Annotated in this window: 16 protein-coding genes and 2 rRNA genes; all 18 read right to left on the bottom strand. The window is 55.2% G+C overall.

From position 1 onward, the window contains the following. Positions 1-61 precede the first annotated feature (61 nt). Positions 62-505 (bottom strand): Asp23/Gls24 family envelope stress response protein, encoded by a 444-nt coding sequence (locus N2315_05730; protein MCX7828693.1) that lies wholly within the window; start codon positions 503-505, stop codon positions 62-64. Positions 506-555: 50 nt separating this feature from the next. After that, complete coding sequence (locus N2315_05735) at positions 556-954, bottom strand: hypothetical protein (GenBank protein MCX7828694.1); 399 nt, start codon at positions 952-954, stop codon at positions 556-558. Between the two features lie 44 nt (positions 955-998). Further along, positions 999-1,571, bottom strand: a complete 573-nt coding sequence (gene efp / locus N2315_05740; protein ID MCX7828695.1) for an elongation factor P — start codon at positions 1,569-1,571, stop codon at positions 999-1,001. Positions 1,572-1,672: 101 nt separating this feature from the next. Further along, on the bottom strand, positions 1,673-3,370 hold the full coding sequence (locus tag N2315_05745) for a hypothetical protein (GenBank protein MCX7828696.1): 1,698 nt from the start codon (positions 3,368-3,370) through the stop codon (positions 1,673-1,675). A gap of 55 nt (positions 3,371-3,425) precedes the next feature. After that, the gene (locus tag N2315_05750) at positions 3,426-4,025 is read right to left on the bottom strand and encodes a hypothetical protein (protein MCX7828697.1); all 600 of its coding nucleotides are present in this window, start codon (positions 4,023-4,025) and stop codon (positions 3,426-3,428) included. Next, positions 4,015-4,527, bottom strand: a complete 513-nt coding sequence (locus tag N2315_05755; protein ID MCX7828698.1) for a hypothetical protein — start codon at positions 4,525-4,527, stop codon at positions 4,015-4,017. Before N2315_05755 ends, N2315_05750 begins: the two co-directional genes overlap by 11 nt. Continuing rightward, positions 4,514-5,116 carry a hypothetical protein gene (locus N2315_05760; protein ID MCX7828699.1) on the bottom strand — a complete coding sequence of 201 codons (603 nt, stop codon included), beginning with the start codon at positions 5,114-5,116 and terminating at the stop codon, positions 4,514-4,516. The genes N2315_05755 and N2315_05760 overlap by 14 nt, the downstream gene beginning before the upstream one ends. Further along, positions 5,113-6,066 (bottom strand): pilus assembly protein PilM, encoded by a 954-nt coding sequence (gene pilM, locus N2315_05765; protein MCX7828700.1) that lies wholly within the window; start codon positions 6,064-6,066, stop codon positions 5,113-5,115. The genes N2315_05760 and pilM overlap by 4 nt, the downstream gene beginning before the upstream one ends. Positions 6,067-6,090: 24 nt before the next feature. Next, entirely contained in the window at positions 6,091-9,390 is a 3,300-nt protein-coding gene (locus N2315_05770; protein ID MCX7828701.1) for a PilC/PilY family type IV pilus protein, read from the bottom strand. A gap of 167 nt (positions 9,391-9,557) precedes the next feature. Beyond that, positions 9,558-10,187, bottom strand: coding sequence for a hypothetical protein (locus N2315_05775; GenBank protein MCX7828702.1), 630 nt, complete (start codon positions 10,185-10,187; stop codon positions 9,558-9,560). Continuing rightward, positions 10,184-11,038, bottom strand: a complete 855-nt coding sequence (locus N2315_05780) for a hypothetical protein (protein MCX7828703.1) — start codon at positions 11,036-11,038, stop codon at positions 10,184-10,186. Before N2315_05780 ends, N2315_05775 begins: the two co-directional genes overlap by 4 nt. Further along, a complete protein-coding gene (locus N2315_05785; GenBank protein MCX7828704.1) occupies positions 11,013-11,354 on the bottom strand; it encodes a prepilin-type N-terminal cleavage/methylation domain-containing protein in 342 nt (113 codons plus the stop codon). Before N2315_05785 ends, N2315_05780 begins: the two co-directional genes overlap by 26 nt. A gap of 17 nt (positions 11,355-11,371) precedes the next feature. Beyond that, positions 11,372-11,833: a prepilin-type N-terminal cleavage/methylation domain-containing protein gene (locus N2315_05790; protein MCX7828705.1), complete on the bottom strand. Its 462-nt coding sequence runs from the start codon at positions 11,831-11,833 to the stop codon at positions 11,372-11,374. Positions 11,834-11,860: 27 nt separating this feature from the next. Beyond that, complete coding sequence (locus N2315_05795) at positions 11,861-13,069, bottom strand: type II secretion system F family protein (GenBank protein MCX7828706.1); 1,209 nt, start codon at positions 13,067-13,069, stop codon at positions 11,861-11,863. An 80-nt stretch (positions 13,070-13,149) separates the two neighbouring features. Next, the gene (locus N2315_05800; protein ID MCX7828707.1) at positions 13,150-14,235 is read right to left on the bottom strand and encodes a type IV pilus twitching motility protein PilT; all 1,086 of its coding nucleotides are present in this window, start codon (positions 14,233-14,235) and stop codon (positions 13,150-13,152) included. Between the two features lie 26 nt (positions 14,236-14,261). Further along, positions 14,262-15,935: an ATPase, T2SS/T4P/T4SS family gene (locus tag N2315_05805; protein MCX7828708.1), complete on the bottom strand. Its 1,674-nt coding sequence runs from the start codon at positions 15,933-15,935 to the stop codon at positions 14,262-14,264. A 547-nt stretch (positions 15,936-16,482) separates the two neighbouring features. Then, a 5S ribosomal RNA gene (rrf, locus tag N2315_05810) occupies positions 16,483-16,598 on the bottom strand. Positions 16,599-16,636: 38 nt separating this feature from the next. Next, positions 16,637-16,754 (bottom strand): 23S ribosomal RNA (locus N2315_05815); the annotation flags it as partial.

A 16,754-nucleotide genomic window follows, 5' to 3' on the forward strand; every position in this document is an offset into this window, starting at 1 on the left:
CAACTAACAAAAAACCGGCCTTCCATGGGCTTGGAAGGCCGGGAAGCGACGAATCTAAGGGTCAATCCTCCTCTACAAAGGAGGGTGCCTCCTCATAACCTTCGTCGTCTCGCTTCTCCTGGAAGGTTATACCCTGAACGAAAACGTTGACCGCCCTTACGGTATAGCCCGTATAACGCTCCACCTGTTCCTTTATGGCCTCCTGAACATCCCAACAAACATCGGGAATCCTAAGACCATAGCGAACCGCCACGTAGGCATCCACCTGAACCTCCGGGAACTCCCCCTCGGAGAGGAGGATCCTCACGCCGTTAGTGGCCTTCCTGCCAAGCCTTAGGTTGGCCATAAGCCCAGGGCTTGCAGGACGCACCCCCTCAACGCCGCTAAGGGCCTTCACCGCTATCTGGGCCACCACGTCCTCGGATATCCTTACCTTGCCGGAAGCGCCAGAGACCTGCTCAGACTCCACCTCTTCAACGAACTCCCTGTTGTCCATATCATCCATGCTAAGACACTCCCCCTCTCCTAGGGATCAAAAAGCCGAAGGCCTATTATCTATTCCGGCCTGTTGAAGGGCTCACCGCAATGGGGACACAGCAAGTCCTCGTCCTCATCGTAGGAGCTGGGATCGTAAAAGAAGTCCTTACGGCAGTGGGGACAACAAACCGACACATACTCCTCCCCGTCCTCGTCATCCTCGTCATGATCGTGGCAACAGGGATCGATGCGATCCTCCAAGGAGGATATATCGTCATCCAGCTGATCCAGGTACTCGGAGATCTCCTCCAAGGCGCTCCCCTGATCCATTATGACTCCACGCTGGTCCTCCATCTCCTCCGCCAAGGCGTCCAAGGATTCTACCACCGCCGACAACACCTTGGACATGTCTGGATCGGAGATCTTAAGCCCATCTATGAGCCCCTTAAGGTACGCTATCTTTTCCCTGGAAGACACCGCATCTCCCCCCTTCTTATCAACCTCGGAATCTAAATTATCCCTTACTTCTTCGCCCGCTCCAGATACTCACCGGTCCTGGTATCCACCACTATCTCCTCCCCGTTCTCCACGAAGAACGGAACGGTCACCACCAGGCCGGTCTCCAAAGTAGCGGGTTTACCGCTGCCAGAAGCGGTGTCCCCCTTAAAGCCCGGAGGAGTATCCACCACCTTCATGACCACGGAGTTGGGAAGCTCTATGCCCATTATCTTGCCCTCATACATCTCCAGCTGGACCTCCAGGTTGTCCACCAGGTACTTGGCCACATCCCCCAAGATGTCCCTGTGGATGTAAACCTGGTCGTAGCTCTCAAGGTCCATGAATACGTAGTTATCCCCCTCCTGGTACTGGTATTGAGCTGGCTTCTCATCGAAAACGATCCGCTCAAACCGCTCACCGGACTTGAAGGACTGCTCAATGGCAGCGCCGGTCTCCAGGTTCCTCAGCTTGCCCCTAACTATGGCGCCCCCACGCCCCATCTTGTGATGGGAGCACTCCAATATGGTCCACATGCCCCCCTCCCACTTTATCTTCATACCTGGGCGAAGGTCACTTGTGTCCACTACCTGAGCCATAAACGAAAACCTCCCGATCTCATCAAATCACATTTTCTGGATGTCCATTGCACCGACTATGATACCCCAACATTCCCCCTTGGGCAAATACCGTTAAGCGGTTACTGCAAAGTAGTTACGTCGGAGGCCTTCACGGGAGACGTGGGAACGTCGAGTATGTGAGGGATCACTATCATGGCCACCTCGCCCCTCTCCTTGGTGCGGCTTCTGGACTTGAAGAGCTCCCCCAGAAGCGGGATATCGCCAAGCACCGGGATTTTATACTCCGAATACTTGTCCGAATTCCTGAAAAGACCTCCAACCACAAAGGGCTCTCCATCCCTCACCCTTACGTACGAGGTAACCTCCCTGGTGCTGGTCTGGGGAACCTGCTCACCCAAACCACCCTTTATGTACTTGGTTATCTCCCCGGTCTTAAGGGTCATCTTTATGGTGATGAACCCGTCCCTGCCCACCACCGGCAGGAACTCCATGGAGGGCCCCACCCTCTCCTCCGAGTAGGTAGGGTTCCCCGCCTGGTCTCTGGCGGATATGTACTTAACGTTCTCCGTAAGGGATATCTTAGCCTCCTTGCCATCGGCCACCACCACCGAAGGGCTGGCCAAGGCCTTGCCCTTGTCGGCGGTCTCGAGGGCCCTTATGCCTGCGTCTATCATGCTTATGTTGCCGCTCTCCGCTATGGCGCTTATGTCCGCCGCGCCAGGCTTGTTAACCCGGTTTGAGTCATTTTTGTATATCGATGGTTCGTTTACCCTGCTGTAACCTGCAACTCCACCTTTGCTATTGAATGAGAACCACCAATACCGGTAGACCGCGTTTATGACGGACTCCAACTCCTTCATGCCGTCATCCTTGACCTCCACTATCCTGGCCTGGAGCATCACCTGCTTGCCCGGATGGTCAGCCTGGCTCAGGAACTTCGCCACCGCCTCCAGCTGCTCCGGCCTGCCGGTGACGTAAAGAAGCCGTAGACGCTCATCCACCACGATGGGCTTTGTTATGTCAAACAGCGTCTGCACCTGGCCGGAGATCTGCTTTATATCCCCATAGGATATCTCAAAAGCCTTGGTCTTCTCCTGTCCCAACGACTTAGCCAAAGCATCCGCCTTACCCACCAGAATTGTCTTACCCATTACCGCATAGGTTATGTCATAGGTCCTCATGAGATAGGCAAAGACCTCCTTCATGGGAACCCTCTTGACGGTAAGGGTTACGGGGCTCGCCGGCACGGTGGGGTCGCAGATTATGTTGTAACCGCTGAACTCCCCCAGCATACGGAAGACATCCTTAAGCTCCACATCCCTAAGGGCCAAATCCACAGGCACGCTAAGGGCTATGGGATCCTTGCCGGAGGAAAGGCGGGGCACCACCGTCGGGGGGGTCTTGGGCCCCTTCACGGGAGACAACTCGGGGTTGGAAGCCAGGGATACAACCAAACGATTCGTCCCCGCCCCGTAAACCGACTGAACCTTAACCGGTTTGGATGCCCCAACCGCCATCCACACCCCACCTTCATCGGGGCGGAAGCTTACGAAGTTGACCAAAGGATATTCAAAGACCACATTTCTCAAGGAAGGCTCCAGGGAAGCTGGGAAGAACAGCTCAAGGCCATCCTTGCCCTGCTGGGTCTTTGAGGGGGCAGGCACCATACTACCCGTAAACTCTAACACCGCAATATCGCTGCCCCCCTGGCCGCACCTAACGTCACTTATCATTGGTATCTTGTCGCCCGATGCCGCCTCGGTGGGCCCTCCTGGGGCCGCAAGGGACTGACCAGCTCCGAAGAGCAAAACCGCCAAACATAGGCCAAGGAAAGCCAAGCCCCTATTATTAAACAAGCTGAGGTAGCGATCTTTAATTGGACTGGAGCGCCGCATCGTATATCCTCTCCTTCCACCGGAACCTAACACCAGAGGTGCTTATGCTTACGACCCTTCCCCTGCCGCCATCGAAGGATGAGCCGACCCTCAGTATTACCGCCTGTCCGTCTCCCTCGATGTCCGCCACCGCCGCAGCCTTGTCTCCCAATATCATTATGGCCTTTACGGTGACCATAGGAGGCTGAACCTCCGGAGGAGGCGCTATGGGGCTGCCGCCAGGAAGCGCAGGAGCAGTCTCCAAGGGTGGCACCTCCACCGCCATGGGAGGCTTGTTAAACGGGTTTATGCCGGAAGCGGTGGCGAGCTGGGCGGTCTGCAAAGACGAACGCCTAAGCTCCATGTAAGCCCTTTGGAACGACACCTCATCCATGGCGTCCTTCTGGGCAACCTCCGGCGAGGCACTCCGCAACGTGTCAGGGGACACGGAAGAGGCTCCGGCTATGAGATACCCCCCGTAAGCCTCACCCAGCACCAGAGCGCCGAAGATGATCGAGAAAACCCACCTCAGCCCCCTTCCTTCAGGGGTCCTGCGGCTTAGCAAGTAAAAGATGCTTTCAGTGTTCTCACCGGTCACCGCTCGTCACCTCCAAGAGGCCGCTAACGGACATGGAGACCTTAACTTGGTCCTTGGAAGCGGCAGATACAGAAAGGGAGTCAACCCTAAGCCCCTTGGGACCTTGGCGCATATCTCCCAAAAGCAAGAGCAGGGAATCGTAGTTTCCCGTCACATCCACCTTGGCGGCCACAACGCCCTGATCCATGGATACGGGCACCACCAAGGGCTTTTCCATCTTGTTTTTGCTCATGAGAGTGTTGAGGGAGGCGTAAAAATCAACTCCATCCTTGAAACGCTTGACCATGAGGCCGCTGAGCTCCACCTCCGCCTTCTTCAGGGCTTCCACCTTAAGGGCCCTCTGCTCGTTAACGTAATCCAGCGCAGCCTTCTGAACCTTCATCTCCGCCACCTCAGCGGCCATCTGCTTCACCCTGTACGCCATAAAAGCCTGTAGGCCTCCCAGAAAAACCACCACCAGCACAAGCCCCAGGAGAGGGGAGGATATCTTAAGGTTTTTCATTACTAACACCCCCTCCTTGGATCTTGCCAAGGTACTCCTTCCAACCGGACACGGTACCCTTAGTGGTTACAGCCAACCACGTTTCCTTTCCCACCTTACGTTCCTCCGTCACGGGCATTGAAATGGAGGAGAAGACGGGCTGGCCGTTCAAAGCGGTGCTGAAGGCAACCACCTTGTTCTGATCCTTGCCGGCAGCCCCAACGGAGAAAAGCCCATCCTTTATCTCCACACCCTCAAGGAAGAAATCACTGGGGGAAGCTCCATTTATGGTGGTTAACACCTCCAGCGCAGGGGTATCTCCCAGCAGGAAAGAGATACCGTCGGACAAGGTCTTGTTCCTCCTCTCCATGACCTGTATCTGCATGGCCAGGCGCTCCGATAAAGACTGGGCCTCTTGCATGGCCACCTCCACTTCCTCCTTCTCGGCGCCCATCTTAAGAAGCAAATATGAAGACCAACCTATGTTGCCCAAACCTATCACCACGAAAAGGGTGAGCAACAAAACGGGCACAAACGCCACGTTCACCTCCGTGGACGTGGCCTGCACAGGCCTTACCCCCTCGGGCCTAAGATCCAACATAACCTTCATTCGTCATCTACCCCCCTAAGCGCAAGGCCCAAGGTGACCTCCCAACCCCACCGCTCTTCCGGGGCTCCATCAATCTCCCAAAGCTCCCAGGGATCCACCATTTCAACCGGTATCAGCGTCATGGATGAAACCGCTTCCTTAATCTCCTCCGCATAGTGCAGACCATACCCGCCTATGTATATCTTACCGATCCCAAGCCCCTTGAGCTGGGTGTTTACAAAGTTGGCGGAGGAGTATATCTCCCGGGCAAAGGACACGAACACATCCTCTTCGGGTTGTCCATTGCCAAAACCATACGATACGTTCCTATAAAGTATTCCGCTGTCCCTATAGGACACCACTATAAAGGAAGAATAATAGCCAGCCATGACGTATAGGTTACAACGATCGCTTGGCGGCTCGGGACCCTGCATGGCCCTGAACGCGGCCATCACGCTTGGTTCAACCGCATCCACCATAAGGCCCGTCTTGCCGCAAACTTCGATGATGGACTCAACCGGCCTCGACCTGGAAACCGCGGCCACCGCATAAGTGACATCCCCGCCCGCATCCAGCGGGTGCTCTATTTGGGCAACGTCGAAAACCGCCTCGCCGACTGGGAAGGGGAAGTGCTTATCAAAATCCATCTTAAAAAGCTCTCTCAGCCCCCTTCCACCCTCAACCCTAGGGAGCTGTATAACCTTCACCATCACGTCCTTCGCCTGGATGCCCAACACCGCGCTTCTGAACCACCGGGCTCCGACCTCTCTCTTGATCTTGAGCATACGGTTCTCCAACATGTCGGGATCCGCCCAAAGATCCCGCTGAGAAGGGGCCGTCTCCAAGTCCACCTCCGCCTTGGCCTTGACAGACAGCCCCCCCCGCTTGGTATCCAGGGCCAGGTATTGGATCTTTTCTCCCATGACAAAGAGCCCAGCCAGCCTCTTCTTCCTTCTAACCCAAAGCCCCACTCTATTCACCCCTCCCGCCAGCGATCATCGTCTTCTCCAGTAGATCCTGTCATATTTGCCCACCTTATCCTTGTCGGCCGGAACGTTAGGTGGCAGGGATATGGTCACAAGGCCGCTATCCCACGAGGCCTTGGCATCGTTGCCAAACGCCTTTTTCAGCGCATTATCGCTGATATCCGCAAACCGCTGAACTCCCATGTAGATCTTGTTCTTATATACGGTTATGCCAGTTATCTTAAGGTTCTCCACCTCCCGATACTTAAGTCCCCCCCATCCGCTCTTCCCGGTTCGCAGCTCCACCGCGTACAACCTGCCGGTTCCTGCCACGCAGGCCCCGCTTGAAGGCGTAAAGGTGGCAAAAAGGGCGTATCCGTTCTTTATGACCGGAGGAGTCGTAGGCCTCTCCCGGTTTGCCCCAGATTCATCCAGCGGCATATACCAGCCATCGGCGGATCCAGCAGTGGATTGGTCATAGGCGTTTACACCGTTAAGATCACCGGTCTTTGTTATGGCTCCGCTTTCCGCTCTGGCCAGGGGGAAGGAGAACATGGCCGCCCTGGTGCCGGAGGGATTATCAAGCCCCCCGTCGTCACCGGTTACCCCCGCAACCCATAAGGCCCCTCCGCTTCTGCCGATGGCAAGGCTGTGAGAAATACCCATACCCCCTGGGATAACCCCAGAAGGAACTATACACGAAACTTCCCCCCTTGATGCGCTGCCCCTCCAAACCGCAGAGGACAGATCGCCGAAGTAGAAGAGATCTATCTCCCTGCTGCCATCCGATGGCGCCAAAGCCTTAGGAGACCCCACCACCGACTTCATGTTCTCATGGGTAAACCTACCCCGCACCTCACCTGTGAAAAGGGAAGTAAGATATACCGCCCCCTGTTTGGACATACCGGAAGGCCCCGGATAACCATTGCCCATCAACAAAACGTCTTCCCCTCCATAAGTCCCCACCACAGGGGTTGAGGTGGAGAAGAAAAGCTCCCGGTAGTCCTTCTTAGTCCCATAAGCCTGTGCGTGCGAAAGGACCTCCCTGCTCTTGGGACTCCATATCACCACTTTCGGGGAGGCGACAAAACCGGGCATCGAGGCATCACCCTTGAAGTCGAAGACCTGATTCTCCACCGCCCAAAGGAAAGAGGGAGACCACGGGGAAGTCACGTCCATGGCATATAATCCACACCCACCCCTTCCAAGGAGCCCCAACAACACATACCTACCCTCCCGGGTCTTCTCCACCACCAATGGACCGTCCAAAAGGTAGCGGGGAACCGAGTAGTAGGACTGCATGGGATCGGTGGTCTGAAGCCAAGCGCCCTGGAACTGTTTAAGCCCCACAAGACGGCGCCCCTCAAGCACGTTTGGAGGTGCGAAGGCCCAACGCTCAGATCCATTGGAAACATCGAAGGCATGCAACAACCCCAAATTATCCTGGGCAAAGAGAGCTATGTCCTTCCCTCCGTTAGAGTTGTACACGGTAAGCTCCACCATACCGGCGTGGTAGACGTCTCCCATCTTGTACCTCTGGCCGGCCCTCTTATGGGGATAGTTCTCATCCAAATCCTCGTCCCATTTGATCTTAAACCCGTTGGCGTCGTACTCAACGGTCCTGTCCCCCATAAGCCACCGGAGGAAAAGCTCCGCCTGGGTGGAGGCGCTTGCGCCGCTGGAAGAAAGGCCCATTTGGGAGGCCAATTGGTCTAAATAGCTGAAAGAACCGGTGTTCAACACCTTTTTAAGCCCCTCGCCGTTGACCACCGCAAAAAGGGACCGCTCCGAATGCTCCTTAACGTTCAGCATCTCAGCGGCGCTCCACTTCCTCGTCTGGTTCCCGTCCTTATCGATCTCGTAGCACACGACATCCCCCTTCCACTGCATCGCCTTCGTGGAATTGGGCACCGAAAAGGCGGAGGAGTAAACGAAGGCCTCCCCATCCTTGCGAGGACTTACAACTGGAGCTCCACCGGAACCGGCGTTGCTGTTTATGCTCTCAAAAATACGCTTGAAGGCATCCATAAGGGCAGCCACATCGTTGGCATAAAACGGCGACGCAGAGCCGTTCTCCAACCCGTCATCTCCCACGTCCGCCATCCTCTCAAGAGTTCGCTTAAGCTGCCTACCCTTATCTGAAGTAGGGTTAGGGTTTACAAATGCCACCACAAAGACCTTAACCGGCTGAGACTTCCTATAAGCACCAGTGGCGGGATCAACCCCCCATCCCGAGTAAGATATCCTGGAGTTGTGAAGCGCCCTTACCGCCTCCACCGGATCGGTGTTGTCCCGGTTCTGTCCCCCAGCGGTCAGTATTATGGCGTAGTTGCCCTGACACCATTGCTTTATGTATGTGGGTTCACTGCTTGGACGAGAATCGTTGGTATCGTACACCCCGCTCTTCCTGGCACAGAAGAAATCACGAAGGGAGCCTTCCAGCTTTCCATAGTTAGCCCCCTCGGAGAATGCTATGGACTGGGTAAGAGGACGCTTGCCGTCAAAACGAAGCTCCTTGTTGCTGGCATCCTCTCTACCATCAAACCACTGGATAACCTTGTCCCTCATCTGGGTGGCTACATAGGAGCCTCCGGAAAGCTGGTACATCTGGGCAGGCTGGACTATGAACATGGCCCTCTTGCTGGCCTCGTTGGTGCTGATCAAAACCCCGCGGCTCAACCGAACGCTCCTGCCGTAATAAGTCATACCACTACCACCGGTACCGGACGAGTTGGGAGAGTCATAACCAAAACGGCCGTTGGGCCAGCTGGTCTCGCGATAGGCGAAAGTCCCGTTCTTGGTGATGCCCCGATACCAATCCGCCCAAGGTAGACTGTTATCTCCCCAGCTGGAATAATCCTGCTGGACATAGGTGGCCACGCCGATGACCGCGTCTCTTACCACCTCTGGAGAACGCAAAAGACGCCACAGGACCAGTTTCATCTTAAACGCCCTGCTGTCGTTGGGAACCAGGCCATAGGATTTATTACCCCGCTTGTACCTCAGATAATCGTTATCCTGGGCGTAACAGTCGGGATCGTCCTCCCTGTTGTTAGATGAATCTAAATCCCTGCCCCAATATTGGTACTGCTCTCCGGTATACATCTTATACGGCTGAGATCCATCGCCATAGGTACACCAGGTCTCCGAGGACTCGTAAAAGTAATAAGGATCCCCAACCACCGGATTGTGAGGAACCGGATTAGGAAGAACGTAGTAAGGGGAGGAGCCGGACGGCCCCGAATAATTGGTGCCCGACGCAGGAACATCGTTGACGTCCCCACTGGTGGACCACAGCATCGACGCGCTGGTATCTATGAGCAGAAACACATTAGGAGAGACCCCCTCTCCTATTCCTTTAGGGGCCTCTTTAAAGAAGGGGTTAAGGGCGACATCGTCCGCCCCCATCAATCCTCCAGCTGATACAACCCCCAAAAGGGCCAGGGCAGCAAGGATAACCCATGGCTTGCGCAAAACTTTATTCACCATCATCTCCATCACTCCCTGCCTATGATGCCTTCCTCCACGGTCATGGTCCTATCCTCCCCCAAGGCAAACCCGGACCTCTTGGCGGTGCTCCTTATGACATAGCTTGGGGGTCTGAACTTACCGGCCTCCCCAACGGAACCAACCCCACCGGAAGAGCCTGGCATGGTGGGCTCCAGGGTAACATCGGCGGTCATGGCATAAACCAAAGCACCAAGACGAGGAGGGATACCAGCCGCATAGGACGGCACGTTAGGATAGTCAACCCTGTATATGAAGGTAGTAACTGTAGTACCATCCTGTTCGGAACGGAACACCCCTTGATCTCCGGAGGAAACCGCCACCAGATTGCCGAAGGGCACGTTTATCCCCTTGATCGTCTTGGAGGACAGCACGCCCGTTGCGGATAGATCCGCGGCGGAATCGTAGTCAGGGAACGATTTATCGGTGGTGTTAGCCAACAGCCACGCCTCAGCGGCGCTGATCCCGGACTGGGCGGATATATAAAGCTTTTTCTGCTGCACCACGCTCTGGGTTGTGGAGAACAGGTTGTTGGCCAAGAAAAAAGCGGTTGTGACAAGCCCCAACCCAGCCAGCATTATCACTAAGACGGTGGGCAGTGCAAATCCAGGCCTTCTCATCGATTCCTCAACCTCCAGGAGGTCCTGACGTGCATCAGATATCCCTTGCTGTCCTCAGAAGAAAGGGTGGTACCGAACGAAGAAGGCCAGGTGGACGGCAGCCCCTTGCCAGGACCGTCCCCGCGGCTTAAGACGTGCAACGTAAGCACCCCCTGGGATAGTCCAAACCTTATATCCGCATAACCAACACCAGTTCTGGGTTGAGGAGCTCCTAACGATACATCCTCCACGTACAGCTGGCCGTCCTTCTGCTCCGCCACCAAAGCTCTGGGGTAGAACACCTCATCAAAGGGAGCCACCACCACGTCTTGGGAGTGAGGATTTAAAAGCGATACCGCCTTGCCATTGACAGAATTGATCCGCAAAGGCAGGTTTGCGGATGGGAAGACAAGCCACCCCTTCATGGTAGCGGGCGAAAGGGAATAAAGATCCGACGGCAGGCTCTCGGCAAGCTCCAGGTTGACCACCCCGTTGGGGGGCACTGAAGCGCGATCCATGGACACTATGGTTACGCCGCTCGGAACGGCGTACAGCAACCTAAGCTTCTTCGAGGAGTCCACGACCTCCACCAGATCATTCCAGAAACCAAACTGAGAAATCCCAGGGAAGGCCTTGGAGGGCTTGTCGGCTGAAACTCCAACCGCGGCGTTCAACACCCAGTCCTGAAGGACCGCCACAGCTTCCTCCGCCCTCATCCTTGCCCTAGAAGAGAGCTCTATCCTCTCGTAATGGGATATATAAAGCCAAAACATGGCAACCGAACCCACAAGCGCTATGGCCCCCACCAGCAGGGCCATCAGGACCTCCGCGAGGGAGAAGGCCCGACTAGTTGACCTTAAGGGCCGGATCACGGGGCACCACCCTCCTGAACTCCAAAGACCTGGCGCCGGAGGCTGAGTCCCAGCTTACGGTCACCACCAGAACCCTGTCCCCCGAAACATCGTAAGAGGCGCAGGAGAGGCTGTAGGGAGAAATGCTGGAAGGGGGGTTGCCCCCCCACTCCAGCGCATCCAAAGCCTCTCCCGCAAGCCACAGGGCATTCTCCTGCTGGGAGGTTCGCATGGCCATGGCGTGGGACATCATTATGGAAGCCCCCAGGACCAGCAACACCACCGCCAGAATGACCAGCGATATGAGAGCCTCCACCAAGGAGAAACCCCGTCTCACGTCAACACCCCCAGGGCTTAACGAACCTGCATGTAAATCCAGTTCTCGTTGTTATACGCGGTGGTGTTGACGGCGCTGTCAGTACCACCAAACAGATTCTTGTCCTTAGAGGCCATGTCCTTCAGCTTTGCCTTAACGCCGTTGCCATAGCTGGTCACATTGCGGCCAATGTAGTAGTCGTTGCTAACGGCAAGCATCTTGAACTGGGCGGTGTCAACTCCAGAGCTGCCCATGTAGGACTTAAGGTTATCCAGGTTATTGGTCCAGCTGCCATTGTCCGCATAGTACATCATGGCGGCGCTCTTCACGGTCCTAAGATCGCTTACGATACGGGTGGCCTCCGCCTTATCGGTGCCGCTGCCAGCCACAAGAAGCATCGCTCCAGCCAGTATGCCGATGATGATGATGACGATCAGGAGCTCCACCAACGTAAAACCCTTCCGCTTCTTACCCAACAACCGCATCCACATCTGCTTCATTTACATCTCCTCCTTTTTTTTAAGCCCCTACATGAGGCTTTGGATGGCACTTATTATGGGGAAGAATATGGACATGGCGACCACCGCCACCACTCCGCCTACGAACAGTATCAACATGGGTTCCAACGCCGAGGTAAGGGCCTTCACCTTCTCCTCCAGCTCCATGTCATACCAGTCCGCCACCTTCTCCAGCATCTCCTCCAGCTTACCGGTCTCCTCCCCTATGGCCACCATGTGGCATACCATGGGGGGGAAGAGGTTCTCTCTCTTGGCCACCACGTTAAGCGGCACACCCTTCTCCGCACCCTCCTTAAGCTTCTGAAAGGCTCCGCCCACAAAATGGTTGTTAGCGACCCCCGCTGCCATATCAAGGCACCGAAGGATCGGCACCCCAGAGGACACCAGCGTACCCAAGGTCCTAAAGCTCCTGGCCATTATCCCCTTGTAGATGACATCTCCTATCAAAGGGATACGAAGCTTAACCCGGTCCCACCTAGCCCTGAACGAGGGTATCTGCTTCAGCAACATCACCAGAACCACCAAAATCGCCAACACCAAGCCTATAAGAAGCCCGTTATCCCTGGCCCCCAGGGCAAAGGCAAAAACCAACTTCGTCACCAGCGGCAACTCTATCCCCATCTGATTAAACACCTGAGAGAACCGCGGTATTACCACGAACACCAATATTCCCATGACCATCACGCAGATGGACAACACCACCATGGGATAGACCAACGCCGAGGAGATCTTCTTCCGCAACGCCTCCTGTTTCTCAAGCAACGTGGCCAACCGCTGAAGGCTCAAGTCCAGGACGCCGCCCTCTTCCCCCGCCCTTATGAGGGATATCACCAAAGGAGAGAACGCCTTATCGGCGCTCATGGCGTCCGCCAAGCCACGGCCTGCCATAACACCCCTAGATACGGTCTCAAAAGCCGAGGCCAAGGCCTTGCTGTGAACCTGTTCCTTTATGATGTTAAGAGCCCCCGCCACGGTTATGCCGGCAGATATCATGGTGGAAAGCTGCCTGAAGGCCACCGCAAGATCCTTCAGCTTCACCTTGGGCTGGAGCAGCGCAAGGCCTCCAAATAGCTTGCGCTCCCCCTCAGGGACTTCCTTCAACTCCAAGGGCACCCAGCCCCTGCCCTTCATGAGGGAAAGGGCGGCCTCTCTGGATCCCGCCTCCAAGACCCCCGACAAATCCCCCTCGGCGCTCCTAGCTCGGTACTCGAACTTCAAGTCCTGTGCCCCCCGCCTAGTCCGGCTATGATTAGCCTTATTTTAACAACCCAGAAAACAAAAGTCAAGGAATCAATTTTTCATCGCACCAAGACAGGTCCCCCCAACAGGTGTTCCACTTCCTTCGGGTCAAAGCAGTACTGCTCCACCGCCTCCCTGGAGAGGATCCCCTCCCTGTAGAGCCTCACCAGATCCTGATCCATGGAATGCATGCCAATGGAGCTTCCCGTCTGCATCATGCTCTTAATCTGGGACGTCTTGCCCTCCCTTATGCAGTTTCTCACCCCAGGCGTCGCCCAAAGAAGCTCCGTGGCGACAACCCTGCCGCCGCCGTCCAAGGGTATCAGCTGCTGAGAGCATATCCCTATCAGTATGTTGGCCAGCTGAAGCCTAACCTGTTGCTGTTGATAAGGGGGAAACACGTCCACGATTCGATCCACCGTTTGGGCGGCGTCAGGGGTGTGCAGCGTGGCCAACACCAAGTGGCCAGTCTCCGCCGCGGTTATGGCCGCCGAGATGGTCTCCAAGTCCCTCATCTCTCCGATCATTATCACGTCCGGGTCCTGACGCAAGACACGGCGCAAAGCCTCGGAGAATGACATGGTGTCATCCCCAACCTCCCGCTGGTGTATCATGGCCCGCTCAGATCTAAAGACGTACTCTATGGGATCCTCCACCGTCACTATGTGGCAAGATCGGTTCATATTGATCTGCTGGATCAGGGCCGCCAACGTGGTGCTCTTACCGGATCCAGTGGGCCCCGTGACCAGGAAAAGTCCCCTCATCTTCTCCGCCACCTGCCCCATCTCCCTCGGCAGCTTCAACTGATCCATGGTCCTTATGTCCGTGGAGATGGAACGGATGGCTATGGCGGGATTCCCCTTCTCAAAGAAACAGTTCACACGGAAACGAGGCATGGTGTCCAAAGACACCATGGTGAAACTGAAATCCAACTCCCTCTTCTGGGTGAACTCCTCATGTCTTCCGGGAGGCAGAATATCCCCCAGATACTCCATCACGTCGTTAGGAGTAAGGTCCGGAAGATCAAAGGGTATCAACATCCCGTCTATTCGCAGCATGGGAGGCCTGGAAGAACTTATGTGAAGGTCGCTGGCCTTTCGCTTTACCATCTCATATAAAAGCACTTTCAATGACGGAACCGACATGTTGCACCTCCAAAGCTAAACAAGTTTTACTGCATGGTCTCAGACATCATCTCTTCCACACTAGTTATACCATCTAAGACCTTTTTAATTCCAGCCTTTCTCAAAGTTGTCATTCCCTTGGATATGGCTAACTTTCGGATCTCATACACCGGGGATCCCTCGGCGATGGCCCTCTTTATCTCCTCATCCACCATGAGTATCTCGAAAAGGGCGGTACGTCCCTTGTATCCGGTGTTCCTGCAGTCGTCACACCCCACCGGAGCGAAAACCCTGGTCCCCGGCGGCAAATCAAGGGATCTTGCCACCGCATCAGGCAGCTCAATCTGCTTCTTGCACGAACTGCACAACCTCCTAGCAAGCCGCTGAGCTACAACGCCAACCACGGCCGAAGAGACCATAAAAGGCTGTATCCCCATGTCCAAAAGCCTTGCCACCGCGCTGGGGGCGTCGTTGGTGTGCAGTGTGGAGAGTACCAAGTGACCGGTCAACGCGGCCCTTATGGCCAGCTGGGCGGTCTCTTGATCCCGGATCTCTCCTATCATTATCTTGTCCGGGTCCTGCCGAAGGATGGACCGCAAGGTCTCACTGAACGTAAGCCCTGCCTTTTCATTCACCTGCACCTGGGTAATCCCGGGCATCGTGTACTCCACCGGATCCTCCACCGTTATTATGTTCACATCCGGCGTGTTCATGACCTCAAGCAGCGAGTAAAGGGTGGTGGATTTACCGCTCCCCGTGGGCCCGGTCACCAGTATGATGCCGTACGGAAGGGACGCCATGTCCTCAAGAAGAGCCCTCTCATCGGGGCTGAAGCCCAACCGCTCCAATCCAACCATGGCCTTATCCTGGTCCAACAATCGCATGACTATCTTCTCGCCAAATATGGATGGAAGGGAAGAAACACGAAGATCCACCCTCTTGTTGCCAACCTTTAACAAGATCCTTCCGTCCTGGGGCCTCCTGCGCTCCGATATGTCCATTCCGCTCATTATCTTTATCCTGGAGCAAACAGCCGGATGCAGGTTCTTGGGATACTCAAGGGAATCAAAGAGGGCGCCGTCTATCCTGTAGCGCACCCTCGCCCCCCTTTCAAAGACCTCTATGTGAATGTCAGAGGTACCTTCTTTAACTGCCTCCTCCATGATCGAGTTGACCAGCTTCACCACCGGGGCATCATCCACCCCCACGTCCACCAGGTTCAACGACGAATCGGATGGTTTGTCCTCCATCACCTCCACCATGGCTTCCTCCAATGTGGTGTGAACCCGGTAGAACTGCTCAAACGCCCGCCTTATCTCGGAGACCATGGCGATGCTAAGCTCTATCTCCCTACCAGTTGCCATCTTTAATTCGTCCAGCGCCACCACGTTAAGGGGATCCGAAGTGGCCACAAGAAGTCTGCCATTATCCAACAGGCTTAAAGGCACCACTTCAAGGCGCCTCGCCATGTTCTCAGGCACTACCTTTAATACCTCCGGGGTGGGCTTGTACCTGGCAAGGGACACCAAGGGCACCTTGAGCTGCCGGCTCAGGGCTTCAGCTAAGTGTTTCTCCGAAACCCAACCGTTCTTCACCAGTATCTCACCAAGCCGCATGGAGCTCACCTTCTGCTCCTTAAGCGCCGCGTTCAAGGTGCTCTCAGTCAAAACGCCGGCCTGTATCAAGATGTCTCCCAATCGCATGTGCTTGGTATCCACCATTCAGCACCCCTCCAGAATATATAAGAAACCAATATATTAATCATCGGTTATTATACCACCAAATCCAAGTACCATACATGGGATGTTATATTATACATCCACTTGCCGTACACCTTGAAATTAAAATTCATTACCCCTGCCACAAAATCCAGATCAACAAGCCATAAAATCCCAAAAGCGGTTAAGGAATTCAACGGGAGCAATGGAATTTTGATTTGCTTAAAAATCAGCGACAGAAAGCCGCAGGGCAACGCGACCATCCCCTTTCACCTAAAAGCCGCCCACCGGGTGGTGCTGTGCCGATGCCGAGGTATGCCCTGGTGCGGGTTATTTGGTTAGTGGGCGGGGTATTGGGTATATGGTTATGGTATATGATTGTGGTATATGGTTATTGGAGTTACGGGATATAGGGTCATGGGGATGGCTGTTGTTAGTGGTTATGGGGATATGGGTATGAACGAGATGACTTTCGGCATGTTTTAAGGTAGTTGGTAGCGGAAAAAGCAAGCAGCCTTCCAGTCATACTGGAAGGCTGCGTTTAAGAAAGGACCGGCGGCGACCTACTCTCCCACGGGTACCCCCCGCAGTACCATCGGCGCTGGAGGTCTTAACTGCCGGGTTCGGCATGGAACCGGGTGTTTCCCCTCCGCTATGGCCACCGGAAATCTTGCGTATACCCTTTCGGGTTACATGAGGAAGATGGGGTTAAGGCCTCGGCATATTAGTACCGGTCAGCTCAACGGCTCACACCGCTTACACCCCCGGCCTATCTATCCTGTCATCTTCAGGATGCCTTACCTGGTTTCCCAGTGGGGGATC

Source organism: Thermanaerothrix sp. (genome assembly GCA_026417795.1).
Classification (GTDB): Bacteria; Synergistota; Synergistia; order Synergistales; family Synergistaceae; genus Thermanaerovibrio.

Bases quoted from the DNA above. Each gene is read 5' to 3' on its own strand.
- N2315_05730 (MCX7828693.1), bottom strand. From the start codon at position 505: ATGGATGATATGGACAACAGGGAGTTCGTTGAAGAGGTGGAGTCTGAG.
- efp (MCX7828695.1), bottom strand. From the start codon at position 1,571: ATGGCTCAGGTAGTGGACACAAGTGACCTTCGCCCAGGTATGAAGATA.
- N2315_05755 (MCX7828698.1), bottom strand. From the start codon at position 4,527: ATGAAAAACCTTAAGATATCCTCCCCTCTCCTGGGGCTTGTGCTGGTG.
- N2315_05760 (MCX7828699.1), bottom strand. From the start codon at position 5,116: ATGAAGGTTATGTTGGATCTTAGGCCCGAGGGGGTAAGGCCTGTGCAG.
- N2315_05775 (MCX7828702.1), bottom strand. From the start codon at position 10,187: ATGAGAAGGCCTGGATTTGCACTGCCCACCGTCTTAGTGATAATGCTG.
- N2315_05790 (MCX7828705.1), bottom strand. From the start codon at position 11,833: ATGAAGCAGATGTGGATGCGGTTGTTGGGTAAGAAGCGGAAGGGTTTT.
- N2315_05800 (MCX7828707.1), bottom strand. From the start codon at position 14,235: ATGTCGGTTCCGTCATTGAAAGTGCTTTTATATGAGATGGTAAAGCGA.
- N2315_05805 (MCX7828708.1), bottom strand. From the start codon at position 15,935: ATGGTGGATACCAAGCACATGCGATTGGGAGACATCTTGATACAGGCC.